Source organism: Pseudoalteromonas prydzensis (assembly GCF_001661495.1).
GTDB classification, from domain to species: domain Bacteria; phylum Pseudomonadota; class Gammaproteobacteria; order Enterobacterales; family Alteromonadaceae; genus Pseudoalteromonas; species Pseudoalteromonas prydzensis.
Genome location: NZ_BDDT01000003.1, coordinates 364,150 through 376,051, shown reverse-complemented (window position 1 = coordinate 376,051; position 11,902 = coordinate 364,150). Strand labels below are relative to the sequence as shown.

The following is an 11,902-nucleotide window of genomic DNA, read 5'->3' as shown; positions in this document are numbered from 1 at the left end:
CGTAATAAAACCAACTATTTGAAAGAAATCGACCAAATGTCCGATACCGTCTAGTATTGGACTTAGTGAGACTTAAATAAGGAAGGTGTGCCACATTAGTAAGCAACATAGATAACAACCTATAATTTATATTATGTTAAATACCGTTATTTTGTCACTAATCAGGCCACTATTGCAGTTCAATCAAAATGACAGCCCTAAGCCCCATTTTTATAACTTTTCTTTTTTTACGATCTTTTTTCATTTTTTTTCGATCTTTTTTCAAATTTTGGATCAATTTCATGAAACAACCCTACGCGGAACCATTAAATCGACATTCAAAGGAGTAAAAAATGACCGATTTTAAAACCGCACTACGTAAGGCTGGCTTTGTTACAGCAACAGGATTGATTGATAGAAAAGCGGCAATTGAGTATTTGTTGACCTCTGAACGCACTTTGGAGCGTTGGATCACAACCAATAAACCATGCAAACGCGCCCTAAAATTACTCGAACAAAAGATTGCGGGCATTGTTCAACATGGCAATTGGAACGGTTTTTTTATCTGCCATCAGGGGTATTTGTGGACACCTAACGGCCACCGTTTTGAGCCGTTGTATTTAGAACGTGTGTGGATTTTACAGCAAAGCACCCGCTTTAAGGATGCAACGATTTTAAACTTAAAGACTGAGCTTACGCATTTAAAGAACCTGGTTTCTACGCGGGAGCGCTTAAAAGAGATGGGCCATGAGCTGATAGAAATCTCTACTAACTGGAATTTTGTGGAGCAAATGCAAAAACAAATGGCTGAGCAAACACAGGAACTGGCAGAGTTGGAGGTGATTGCACCGCTTAAAAAGGCGTAGTAATAAAAAAGCCCTGGCAATTATGCCAGGGCTTTTTACCTTTAGGAGGCGTTACTTTAGCGCATCACTTAAGGCGCTGACAAGTTCATCATCCAAGTCATTCGTTGTTTTGCTGGCTAAGTGCTTGGCCGTGGCTAAGCAAACGCGCTTTAAAAATGCTTCAGTGACTAACTTTACTGCTAAGTATTTGCCGAGTGTTGCTAACATAGTTTTTCCTCTAACTTCTTTATTCGTTCGTCCTGGGCGTTGATGATCACCTTTAGCCAGTTAATGTCATTTTTTAACGTGGCAACGGTGGCAATAAAGCCCCCTATTTGTACGCCTATTACTATCAATGTGCTTGAATCCATACGTTATCCCTTAAGCGCTGTAACGATACTGGCCGCATCCACAACACCACCAACCAACGGAATATAGGGCGCTTTGAGCTGTAAGCTGGCATCGAATATTTGCTCAATATAATCGCCGTGGTCGTCATGGGTCATGTACATGGCTTTGAGCCAGGTTTTATCCCTGACACGTTGATCACTATCTAACTTGTCAGGATTTAAATAGAAACCAGGATTAGGGTATTTGATGTAATTGCTGCCGTTTATGGCAAATTGCACCTCTGCAAGCGCCGCCGCAACTGGCCTTGTGAGCGTTTTCACTGCAGCGTCAGTCTTACGGTAAAAGTAAGCGGCTGCGGCGGCCAGTAGCAACCATTTAAAATTGGTGTTAAGAAATTTAGCCATAAAACCCCCATTCGAAGCCCTGGCGTATTTCGTCCAGGCTAAACGGTTGCGATCCATTTTCCATGTGTATCATAGCGGCCAATACCTGCGGATAGGTTTCCCGCGTTAAAGGCCGGTCTTGCTCAATCCCTGTTTTTTGGCTCACAAAATTAATGTAGTTTTGCGTATCGTTTTCAACGGGCGGTGCCCAACGCGACACAATACCCGCGATAGTTGTTAGCTGGTATTTGGTGGCGTAGGTGCGCAATATGCGCCCCGCTGCTCTTAAACCATGCTCTACGGTTTCGAAGATCACAAAGCGGCCATCATCGCCCGCATGGCCCACCCAATCAGTGCCGTTTTCTTCAATGTTTAACGGGTTGTTGTTCCGTAAGCCTTTTGATTTAGCCATGTACAGCGCTCCAGATAGCAAGATAATAGTGACAAACGTTAGAGTAATTACGGTGTTTTGAGACATTAGCCGCGCTCCTGCATGACTTGACATGTACCCGCTAAAGCAAACACATTGTTTTCAGTCCAAACCTTAAGGAAACGAGTACCCACAGTATCACCTGCTGTATAACCAGCTCCCGTGGTTTCATCTACCATAAATACACGATGCACGCCGACACTGAGACCGTTAGGCCATTGCAAGTGTTGATTACCTTCATATTCATAAGTCCCTGGGGTTATACCACCCGAAACGAACCCTGTGTTATCAAGTGCTTCTGTCGTTGGGTCGCCTTGGGTAATAAATAATTTCGAGCCATGTGCAGACACTCCTTGATCAAATTGAAGTAAGACCTTTAATTTAAAAGGCACACCAGCCATACGAGCGGGAATTTCTATATCAAAGTAAGGTACGCCCAAGTTTTCTAATTCAGTTCGCGTTCTTACCGTTCCGTATTCCCAGGGAACAGCGACATTGCTCACACTGCCATCATTATCAAACAACACTGCCTGTGCTGTATCTGAGATATAACAATTCACATGCCCATAAGCGTGTATTTCAAACTCTTGGCCCGCTTTATATCTACGGGCATTTTGCGGTGTACCGAGTACAACGGCCATGTTTTCACCACCAATCCAAATATCCTTATCACATTCAACACGGGCGATCACTCGCGCTGGATCATTCTCTAAAAGTGTATTGATGCCATTACTAATAAACACCTGATCAGCACGTATCGTTTGCTGCCTAATACTGGGTTCTTGAACATCAATTGGCTGCTGACCAGCCCAGACAGTAATATCCTGGATAACATCAGAGCTAATATAAATATTATCAAACGGAATATTTTTTAGTGACATGCCCTGCCACATAATTGATTCAAATACTTTACTGCCGCTTTTAAACAGACTAACGCGCGTAATAGGTGCCGCTTTTAATAATGTGAAGTGACTGCCGACTGTGCTTATGAACACACCTTCGTTATCGTTTTGACGTTTTTGAAATAGCATTTACTTTCTCCCTACTGTTAGCGCCAGGGCGACAACGCCCGCCATGCCGACAACCACATAAATCATGGTTTTGTTTGTGTCTTTGGCCAATTGGCTGTCATCACTGCGGCTCATGTCATCAACGAACTGAAGCGCTTGCTCGCTGGCCAAGAGTGAACTTTTAGCCGCATCCGAATACGCGGCGGCAGTACCGGTGGCAAAATCACGGGCTAAGTCGCTGCTGTTGTTCGCGGTAAAATAGGCTAATTCTGATACCCGTTCATTGCTATCACCGATTGCGTCAATGGTGTTTAACATGGCGTTGTTAGCAAACGCGGTATTGGTTGCGTGCATGGATTCAGACAGGCTCGCTACATCACGGGCTAAGCTGCTGTTTGCATCAATGGAGGTTTCAGCCAGGTAACTTTGTGCCTCTATGCTATCGCGCGCTAAGTTGTTCTGTGCATCGATACTGTCACGAGCAAGGCCGCTTTGTGCATCAATGCTGTCACGGGCTAAATTAGTATTAGCGTCTAACGCATCAGAGCCAAACCCAAGCGCGTTACCTACAACGTCAAATATGCCTTGCTGTGAACGCTCTGCAAAGTCGAGTGAATCACGGCCAAAATCGAACGCTTCGCCTAAACTGTTATTGGCAAAATCTAAGCTGTCGCTGTTTACATCACGTGCCATGTTAAACGCATCACTGGTGACGTTCTCAGTCATGATGTTATTTTGGTATGTCATATCGTTTGCAGCATTGACCATTGTGTCCATGTTGCCCGACATATCCCCCCAAATGCCGACTAATCCGTCTACTAATCCGTGGTCTGTTTGTTGAATGTTATACGTGTTGCCGTTGCCAACGGTCATATAACCGGTGTTATCACCTTGTACACCTAAAGACGTACTGGTGTTACTGGTTTCTTGGCGGCTATCTGAACTGGATTTACTACCCATTATAAAACCATCCTATACACAAAATGGCCGCTGTTATCGGTCATTTCATAGTTAAAATTATATGCGCGTAAATGACGCGCTAAGGCTTTTCGTTTTGTGTGGTACACAATGGAGGGGGTTTTTAATTTGCGCGCAATTCTAACGATGTGCGGGGCCATTTTGAGCAAGTTTTTACCCTCGGCACAGACCACACATAACCCGTCATTATCAAGACGGAGCACACAGTAGCAGTTTTGAAATTCAACTAATAAAGCCTGGCTAAGTTCTATTTGTCGCTGTATATCAGCGTAATCGTTGAGGTTTCCAGCTGCTGTTTTGATGTTTTCAAGTTCGCTACTGTGTGCAATACGCATAAAATTACTTTTTGAATAAGAACAATGCAGCAAGGGCAATTGCGCCGAGTATCAACAACTGGTTGTTGTTATTCGACCCAAAATTAACCGCCCCGCCTTGGAATCCTATATTCGCCGCTTGGTCACCCGTACCCGAGCTTGCAGCACTGGAGTTTGAGGCACTCATGCCACCGCCGCCCATTACTTACTCGCCTTACGAGAACGGATCCAATCGCGGGCATACTCAGCCACGATTGCACCAATGGCCGCTACAGCCACACCGTAAGCAAAAAACTTAAGGCCTTTTCCTGATGGTTGTTGCATTATTTCCGACCTCGCAAAACTAAGCCCAGGACAAGTAACCCACCAAACGCCATAATCACCGTTTTTTGTGGGTAGCCAAATACCATTGGCTCAGCTGCTTGAGAACCTGGTACTTGTGGCACCTTTGGCGCATCAACTAAACGCGCTGCGCCGTTTTTAAGCTCAGGCGTGCTAGTGTGCTCAACACGCCCTTGGCCTGTGCTGTTTTTAGCCGCTTTGATGGCTTCAAACTGGCCGTAAGTATTGACCGCCTGAGATAAGAAACCGCCCATATCCCCCCAAATACTTGAGGGCTGAGGAGCACCAACAGGCAAAATATTATTTGCTGCTGCTGCCCCCGTTGCACCTAACATGCTTGAAAACATACAACCCCCTTAGAAAGTCGATTGTGCGTAATTTGAGAAGTAGTAAACAACGATTTCACATTGACCTTCAGTCTCAGAGTCAATCTTTAAACGCATATCACGAATAGCTGCATCTAACTTTAAACTGCCGTACATATCGCCTTCAAGCATGAAATCAATCAAGTACTCGTCAACGCGTGGGCTACGGCCATTTTGTTTAAGAATGTGGTTATGTAGTTCCAGTGGAATATCACCACGCCATTTCACGTTATCAATCAAAAACTCTACGCCTGTAATGCCTGGCGCTTTAATGAGAATTTGGCCGATGTGCGCACCTGGCGGACGTGGCAAGTTTTCAATTTCTGTACGCCCTTCAATTAAGTTTTTCATGAATGAGCGGCGTTTGAATAACCAACCAGGCACAGCGGGCGCTGATTTTTCACAATATGCTTGAAGTGCTGGCGCGGCTGCTGCGGCATCAATATCAAACTTGATTTGTACAGTTGAAAGGCCAACGGTACCCAATGCAAAAAAGCGTTGCTCAACCAGCTGCGGGCCTTGTGCGCTTTTAAGTTCATCACGTACAAAGTGGAAGGTTGCATAGTCACCTAAAGTTTCACGTTTAAAGGTGTTGTTCTCATTCAGTAAGTCTTGCAACGTTTTGTATTCAGTCAGCAAGTTACCATTTAGCTCAATACGAATGTTTTTAAGCTGTGCGGCGGTTACACCTGTGTAATGCAGGTGGATTTTGTCGTAAGTCAGGCCAACGGGGACATCAAGCGATACAGTGTTACCAGCTTCTACACCCGTAATACTTGGCATTTTTGAAATTTCGCGCATGTATGCAGCTCCTAGTTAATTAAGTTTTTAACAGGACGCAAAGCGCGTACTTTGTTGATTGCGGCAAAAACGGCTAAAGCCATGCCGATAGTGATCAAGCGATTTTTGTTAAACATAAGTGCTGCTCCAGTTGGTTGCACGTTGATAAAGCCACGTTTGTGGAAGCTGGAGCGTAAAGGGGAATTAAAAAGGCCGTCTTAGCTTTACTTATAGCTAAAACGGCCTGTTAAACATTTTTAATTTATAGCTTTAGCTAAAAAAAAATTAATCCCATCATAAAAACGACAAAAATAATTAATCCACTTCTTACCAGCCACTCAAAGAAATCGAGCACGCTACAAACCATGTCATCTAACATGTCACAAATTAGTTTCCACATAAAAACTCACTCCTGCACGTTCAGCGCGTGAACGAATAAACTTAGCCAGTTGCATTTCATCCAGACCAATTAAGCCGATGATAACGACCTTTATCTTATTTTTTAAAGCATCATGTCGTTTCAGCTTTTGATAACCGGACATATGTCTATATTGCCTAATCTCAGTTAAAATCCATTTAAGTCGGTTAACCTTGAGTCGCTTAATTCTAAATAACTCACCTTTTTTTAATTGGCACATAATTTAAAACTTAATGGTTTCGAGTGTGGCCGCGTCGGTTCCTTTGCGGATCCAATACTGAATTTGCTTACGGTGAATGTTATTAATCGTTTGCAGCTGCTGCACAGTCACCCCCATTTCTGCTGCCATGTATTTATAACTGGCTGCTGATTTAAGCGCGCCGCACCACATAAATTCAACTTGATTGAGTATCGTCTTATCTGATTCTTGTGGGCGCTGTGTGATTGCAAGCAACCTACCGCCGTATTTACGCACCTTACGACATAGCTCCCCCCAATTAGGCGGGGCTTTACCAACGCGGGTAACATCGGCTATTTCATCCGCTAAAATATCCATTGGCGCCGCTTGGTGGCAAATAGCAAAGACCAGGGCCGCCCACTTCTCGAAATTTTCTTCTGTGGGCCGAACTGTAAGCGCGCAACGAATGGGGCCAAAGCCGCACTTTTTAACCAGCTTTTCAAACGCGGCCATAGTACGAATACGGGGCAATGAATAATCTTCGTCAGGGTCCCACGCAATGATCCGCTTTTGTTTAAAGTCTACAGTTTCACGTAAAAACGCTGATTTACCGCTACCTGACGCGCCAACGATCAACACATTACGGTTTTCTAAACTGGCATCATGGCGTTTTATGGGTGTCGGTGGTCTCTTCATCCTCGTTTTCCTCCTCAATTTTGCTCAGATTAATATCGGTCATTATGCGCGGGCCAAATATCCCCACTGAAACAGCGCCTAGCGCCCACATAGGCGACATTTCAACATCTGGCATAGCTTCATCAATGGCATGGCTTAGCCCGCGCGCTTCATCCTCGCTTAGTACCCAATGCTCACCACGGCGAGCCGCTAAGTAATTAGTGCCGAACACCACCATGGTACTAAGTAGATCACCAGCATTAATTTTGGGGGTTTCGCCCTTCTCGGCCATAACCTGATCCGTTATTTCGGGGCTTTTTTCATCATCAGCAAAATCACCAAAATCAGGGCTACCTAAACGGGCCGCAATATCGTCAATTGTTTGCTCTGGTACGTCATTTTCTAGGCTCATGCGTCATCATCTCCAAATAGTGAGTCCATAAATGTTTTTTTACGGGTTGCAGTGGTAGCGGCTTTGGTTTGCTCTTCGCGGGCAACTTCGGCGGCTTCGTGGGCGGCTTCGTCAATCTCTACGCCGTTAAGCGGGCGCACGTTGTCACGAATGAATTTTTGCCCGCCTGGTAACGTGCATTGAATGGTGCCGCATGGCCCGTGTGGGCCGTCCATACAGCGGTAATATAATCGCGCTGAGCGGCTCGCTTGTTCGTGAACGGTTGCGTCTTCACTGCCGCAGTGCGGACAGGTGATTTTACCTAGTACGGCTTTACCCATTGCTGCGCTCCCGTTGTAGTTGCTCTACATTGTGAGTCAGTGTGATCACTTCTTTCATAAGCAACGCACACAGCCTGCGTTGGGCTTTAGCGAGTTCCAGGGCTTTAGCTTTGACATTGAATGCACTACTTGCGGCCACTTCTGTTTCAAGCACCAGGATTGATTCAAATTGTGCATGGATTTTTTCTTTAGAATCAGACATTTAACTTTAACCACCTGTTTTTTAACGAAAAAAACGAAATTTGTGGATAAGTGGACAAAAGCCGCTTCGCGTCTTGTTGCCACACTTACCGCACAATACAATAAGCCGTGGATATGTGGACAAAAGCCCCTTCGGGTCTTGTTGACACACATACCGCACCGCCCAATAAGTTTTATTTGCATTTTTATCAAAACAGGTCAGTTTTTTTATTCGCCTGCGGCGGGCCAAATGCTGGCCCCTGCGGGGCTTTTCACCTCACTTACGCCCTTCGGTTGTATGGGCCGCAATAAAGAGCCATTGCAGCCCAGTAAAAGGATGGCCCCTGCGGGGCTATTCTCCTTGTTTATGATGCGCGCCCTAAAAGGGCTGAGGACTCTTAATAGTCTTGCTGCCCCTCGCTGCGCTTCGGGTGCAGCAAGCCCCTTACAAATCGCTATAAGATTAACCGAACTGAATCGGTACTTATGCTAATTGCAATGTAGGCGCTGCACCCAAAGCCGCTTGAGGGGCTTATCAGTACACGCTAATTTAGTGCGTACTGGTAAGCCGTTGCTTCGGATGGCGGTTCGTCCTGGTAAACTTACCGCAAGAGTGACTATTCAAGTGCTTTCAACCTACGCACCCCTGATACCCCTGCTCACTCTCATAACGTTGGCCGTGTTCCTAACGGTTATGTGCGGGAGATTGCGAGTCTCCAATTACCCCAGTTGGGCGCTTATCCTAGCCAAAAATGTTATCGCTTCGTACAGGTAGGGCTTTTGGTATTGTTCCCGTGATAGCCCTATTGGAGCACTCAACTCCCACTATTGCGGTGCGCTTAAACCACAAAACTCTATGATCCAATTTAAGCGCTAAAGCTCCGCAACCGTTTATTTAACGAGTGTATTTATAGCTAAAGCTACCTTGATAGCTTTAGCTATAAACACAAAAACCAGCACAAGGCTGGTTAGGTTATTAGGTTGAGGGCTTTAGCCTCTTCTTTAAGCTTTAAATATTCTTGGGGGAGTACTTGAAAGGATCCGCAAAATTCACCACCACGCACTAAATAAATTACTTCAATGTCATCATTGAAAAGCAGTGCATCAAAGTAAACAGCTATGCCACCATCTGAGCTGGCGATACCATTATCGAAGGAAACTCTTATTTTTGTGTTTAAAGCCGTTTCTAGGCTTAAATTTTTAATTGCTTGTGTCATCGCTTCAAATCCATTCAGGGACGTTTTAAGTGACCATTCATGTCAAATTAAGAGAACGGGGCTAAACTGAAAGCTGCGACCCTCTCAGCCGCCCCGCTGACCTGAATGATACCTCTGCCGAGGCCACTTAATAGTAACTTGCCAATCGACCAAGTCAATTACCAAGTTACCTTGCAAAGCCCTGAAATTAGATTATTTTATGCTTCTGCACCTGCGGCCTGAATGAGAAAAGTTATGAAAATAAGCAATTCAATTGAACTACTCGATTGGTTTAAAGCCACCGTGGACATTGAGTCCGACTATATGACAGCCAGCTTGCTAGGTGTATCAAAACAAGCGATATCCAAGATTAGACAAGGAATCAATGAATTTAGTGAAGATAACGCTTTAATGATCGCAACGATAGGTAAACACCCTGAACCCTTGAAAATAGTGGCTACAATTGAGCTAGCTAAAGCTGAAAAGGCTGGTGATACTGAACGCGCTAAATTATGGCGCCAATATGTCGCTTAGGCAACTTTACCCCCCGTCAGAATGGCGGGGAAGAAATGTACAATCCCTTTTGTGCTGCACCCTACAGCCACGGTCGCAGCCTAAAGGGGACATTATGTTAAATAAGATGGATTATATAAGTAACAGCCAATTACCGTGATTAATAAACACTATTTCCCTACTTATGCAAATTTAGATTAATCAAATCAAACATCCACAACTAACTTTAACCGCACACCGTCCAACTTTGTTAAATACACTATTTAAAAGCGATTAGCATTAGCTTACTAATATTTTGTCTTTTTCTGGGAATATCATAACGGCTTGGTTGCCTCACTTAATAGCTACCAATTGAAACTCTTCACGATTCTCTAAGTACTTTTTGAAGGTAATGCGTGCGTGCCAAAGTTGCTCCTCAGATTGCATTTGATAAATTACAGGCCCTGAGGTTTCTTTTGCTAGGTGCAGTAACTTAGCGTATTCACGTGCATCTATTTTACCATCTTCAAAATAAGATTTGGCAACGCTGATAAATTCACCGTCGTTGTATACATCCATGTGCCAAATTAGTGATCGATACATATTCGGTGCTACCTCAACCGATGCAGTTGTTTTATTAAACAGCTGAACTTCACTGTAAATTGAGTTACCAGTAATACCTATGCCCACTAAAGATAAAGTTGTGAGTGTCATCATCCATTTCATGCTCAACGCCTCATCATTACGTATGAGTATAAGTATAGGAGATGAATATTACAGTTGATGTTTATTTAATCAATTTCAAAATTGACTATTATTTTTAAAATTAATGATTGTTGTTTTAACGGTGTTTTTTTATTGTCATAAACGGTGAGTTATTGGCGCCTGGCTACCCTAGAACGCTATAACTCACAGCTTAACAAGTTGATATTTTTAATGAAGTGCTGCGGTAAATGGAATACTTTGGCAAATTTTTGCTTCGGCAATAAGTATTTCTTCTAAGCGGATATCAACGTCACTTTTATCAAAATATTCATAAGCTAATTCAACAAATAAGTTTTTATGCTTTTCTTCCGACTTGGCGATAGCAACATAAAAATCTTTCTCTTTGCCTATCGGCAGAGCTTGAGCAACCAGTGAGAAACGTTCATGTCCCCTCGCCTCTATTACAGCGCCAACTAGCAGTCGATCCATTAAAAACTCATCACGACCATTTCTAAATACGGCGCGAATTTGTTTTACATAAGGATCTTTTTGGTCATTGCCTAAGTTAACATCGCGATCAAGGAGCAGCTTAAGTACTTGTTTGAAATGAATCATTTCCTCTAGAGCTAGATCGGTCATTGCTTTAACTAGCTTTCGGCGATCAGGGTAATGCGACAACATCGACATAGCCATGCCCGATGCTTTTTTTTCTGCAGCAGCGTGATCTTGTAAAAAGGTATCAAAGTCAGCGAGTACTGCTTCAGTCCATGAAAATGGTGTATGGTATTTTAATTCAAACATAAATATCTTACCTAAAAACTAATGGCGGGATTTTAACGTAATTGCGCTGCAAAATCTTGTTACCGTGGCAATTTTAAAACCAATTAAATGATAACTTGTAAGCGTCGTTAAGCTGTTGGGTATAATTGCTTATCAATTTTACCGTTTGCTGTAGAGGCAATTTTAAGTGGGTGCTTAATTGCATTCCAAGCGGTGACTTTACCGCCAATATTCATTTTTTCAAACTGAGTGAGTGCTGTTTGTATCTGTAAGAATCGACAAAGTAATGAAAAACTGTTGGCGTTGGCGATATCAATGCTAAGGAGATCTGCTGGACGATTTGCAAAATACTGCTGAGCGCTGGCTTTGTGCTGTTCGTAACAACGTTGCAAGTAAGCATCATTTTCAAGGTCATTACTCGTAAAATCACCGAAAGTATTTAAATAGCAGCGCTTAATATGCGGGTTAAATCCCCCATCCGCTCTAGTTAAGTTTACCTGCATGCGTTGTAATAGTTGACGAATTGACGGCAGCCATTTGTCAGACGCGCGCTCTAAATAAATAAACTTAGCGTTTGGGTAAAGCTTATCAAGTTGTTGATAGTCATTAAAAATTGGCGTATCAGCTAGCACTTGAGCAGTAGCAAAGGTTTTTTGAGTGTACGCCGTATGCGCGCAGCTAAAACCTAACTGTAAAAAGGCATGACATACACTGGTGGTGCCTGTACGCGGTAAGCCAATAATAAAAATTTTGCGGTTTGAATTCATAA

22 protein-coding genes are annotated in these 11,902 nt (G+C 43.6%); 2 read left to right on the top strand and 20 right to left on the bottom strand.

What is annotated here, in order from left to right:
* Positions 1-332: 332 nt before the first annotated feature.
* Positions 333-845, top strand: coding sequence for a DUF3653 domain-containing protein (locus tag A7968_RS09055; protein WP_064666255.1), 513 nt, complete (start codon positions 333-335; stop codon positions 843-845).
* A gap of 51 nt (positions 846-896) precedes the next feature.
* On the opposite strand, the gene A7968_RS23330 is transcribed toward A7968_RS09055, so the two are convergent.
* The 17 genes from A7968_RS23330 to A7968_RS08985 form a co-directional block, all read right to left on the bottom strand.
* Positions 897-1,052 (bottom strand): hypothetical protein, encoded by a 156-nt coding sequence (locus A7968_RS23330; protein ID WP_167542968.1) that lies wholly within the window; start codon positions 1,050-1,052, stop codon positions 897-899.
* Complete coding sequence (locus A7968_RS23325; protein ID WP_167542967.1) at positions 1,046-1,195, bottom strand: hypothetical protein; 150 nt, start codon at positions 1,193-1,195, stop codon at positions 1,046-1,048. The genes A7968_RS23330 and A7968_RS23325 overlap by 7 nt, the downstream gene beginning before the upstream one ends.
* 3 nt (positions 1,196-1,198) lie before the next feature.
* Positions 1,199-1,579 (bottom strand): hypothetical protein, encoded by a 381-nt coding sequence (locus tag A7968_RS09050; protein ID WP_064666254.1) that lies wholly within the window; start codon positions 1,577-1,579, stop codon positions 1,199-1,201.
* On the bottom strand, positions 1,572-2,036 hold the full coding sequence (locus tag A7968_RS09045) for a virion protein (protein WP_064666253.1): 465 nt from the start codon (positions 2,034-2,036) through the stop codon (positions 1,572-1,574). Before A7968_RS09045 ends, A7968_RS09050 begins: the two co-directional genes overlap by 8 nt.
* Entirely contained in the window at positions 2,036-3,019 is a 984-nt protein-coding gene (locus A7968_RS09040; RefSeq protein WP_064666252.1) for a hypothetical protein, read from the bottom strand. Before A7968_RS09040 ends, A7968_RS09045 begins: the two co-directional genes overlap by 1 nt.
* On the bottom strand, positions 3,020-3,958 hold the full coding sequence (locus A7968_RS09035; RefSeq protein WP_064666251.1) for a hypothetical protein: 939 nt from the start codon (positions 3,956-3,958) through the stop codon (positions 3,020-3,022). It abuts the gene before it with no gap.
* Positions 3,958-4,311 carry a hypothetical protein gene (locus A7968_RS09030; RefSeq protein WP_064666250.1) on the bottom strand — a complete coding sequence of 118 codons (354 nt, stop codon included), beginning with the start codon at positions 4,309-4,311 and terminating at the stop codon, positions 3,958-3,960. The genes A7968_RS09035 and A7968_RS09030 overlap by 1 nt, the downstream gene beginning before the upstream one ends.
* 4 nt (positions 4,312-4,315) lie before the next feature.
* Positions 4,316-4,477 (bottom strand): hypothetical protein, encoded by a 162-nt coding sequence (locus A7968_RS23320; protein WP_167542962.1) that lies wholly within the window; start codon positions 4,475-4,477, stop codon positions 4,316-4,318.
* Positions 4,478-4,491: 14 nt separating this feature from the next.
* Entirely contained in the window at positions 4,492-4,614 is a 123-nt protein-coding gene (locus A7968_RS23715; RefSeq protein WP_264373506.1) for a hypothetical protein, read from the bottom strand.
* Complete coding sequence (locus A7968_RS09025) at positions 4,614-4,979, bottom strand: hypothetical protein (RefSeq protein WP_227008914.1); 366 nt, start codon at positions 4,977-4,979, stop codon at positions 4,614-4,616. Before A7968_RS09025 ends, A7968_RS23715 begins: the two co-directional genes overlap by 1 nt.
* A gap of 9 nt (positions 4,980-4,988) precedes the next feature.
* Positions 4,989-5,798: a major capsid protein P2 gene (locus tag A7968_RS09020; protein ID WP_064666249.1), complete on the bottom strand. Its 810-nt coding sequence runs from the start codon at positions 5,796-5,798 to the stop codon at positions 4,989-4,991.
* A gap of 359 nt (positions 5,799-6,157) precedes the next feature.
* On the bottom strand, positions 6,158-6,415 hold the full coding sequence (locus tag A7968_RS09015; RefSeq protein ID WP_064666248.1) for a hypothetical protein: 258 nt from the start codon (positions 6,413-6,415) through the stop codon (positions 6,158-6,160).
* 3 nt (positions 6,416-6,418) lie between these two features.
* Positions 6,419-7,069, bottom strand: a complete 651-nt coding sequence (locus A7968_RS09010; RefSeq protein ID WP_064666247.1) for an ATP-binding protein — start codon at positions 7,067-7,069, stop codon at positions 6,419-6,421.
* A complete protein-coding gene (locus A7968_RS09005) occupies positions 7,035-7,460 on the bottom strand; it encodes a hypothetical protein (RefSeq protein WP_064666246.1) in 426 nt (141 codons plus the stop codon). Before A7968_RS09005 ends, A7968_RS09010 begins: the two co-directional genes overlap by 35 nt.
* Positions 7,457-7,780: a hypothetical protein gene (locus A7968_RS09000; protein ID WP_064666245.1), complete on the bottom strand. Its 324-nt coding sequence runs from the start codon at positions 7,778-7,780 to the stop codon at positions 7,457-7,459. Before A7968_RS09000 ends, A7968_RS09005 begins: the two co-directional genes overlap by 4 nt.
* Positions 7,773-7,982, bottom strand: a complete 210-nt coding sequence (locus A7968_RS08995) for a hypothetical protein (protein WP_064666244.1) — start codon at positions 7,980-7,982, stop codon at positions 7,773-7,775. The genes A7968_RS09000 and A7968_RS08995 overlap by 8 nt, the downstream gene beginning before the upstream one ends.
* A gap of 946 nt (positions 7,983-8,928) precedes the next feature.
* Positions 8,929-9,177: a hypothetical protein gene (locus A7968_RS08985; protein WP_064666242.1), complete on the bottom strand. Its 249-nt coding sequence runs from the start codon at positions 9,175-9,177 to the stop codon at positions 8,929-8,931.
* Positions 9,178-9,411: 234 nt separating this feature from the next.
* Here A7968_RS08985 and A7968_RS08980 point away from each other — a divergent pair, with 234 nt between their 5' ends.
* Positions 9,412-9,690, top strand: coding sequence for a hypothetical protein (locus A7968_RS08980; RefSeq protein ID WP_064666337.1), 279 nt, complete (start codon positions 9,412-9,414; stop codon positions 9,688-9,690).
* Positions 9,691-10,002: 312 nt separating this feature from the next.
* Here the strand turns inward: A7968_RS08980 and A7968_RS08975 are convergent, their stop codons facing one another.
* The 3 genes from A7968_RS08975 to A7968_RS08965 all read right to left on the bottom strand — a co-directional run bounded on the left by A7968_RS08975 (position 10,003) and on the right by A7968_RS08965 (position 11,900).
* The gene (locus A7968_RS08975; RefSeq protein ID WP_064666241.1) at positions 10,003-10,374 is read right to left on the bottom strand and encodes a hypothetical protein; all 372 of its coding nucleotides are present in this window, start codon (positions 10,372-10,374) and stop codon (positions 10,003-10,005) included.
* Positions 10,375-10,581: 207 nt separating this feature from the next.
* Entirely contained in the window at positions 10,582-11,154 is a 573-nt protein-coding gene (locus A7968_RS08970) for a MiaE family protein (RefSeq protein ID WP_064666240.1), read from the bottom strand.
* Positions 11,155-11,261: 107 nt separating this feature from the next.
* Positions 11,262-11,900: a sulfotransferase family protein gene (locus tag A7968_RS08965; protein WP_064666239.1), complete on the bottom strand. Its 639-nt coding sequence runs from the start codon at positions 11,898-11,900 to the stop codon at positions 11,262-11,264.
* Positions 11,901-11,902: the final 2 nt, after the last annotated feature.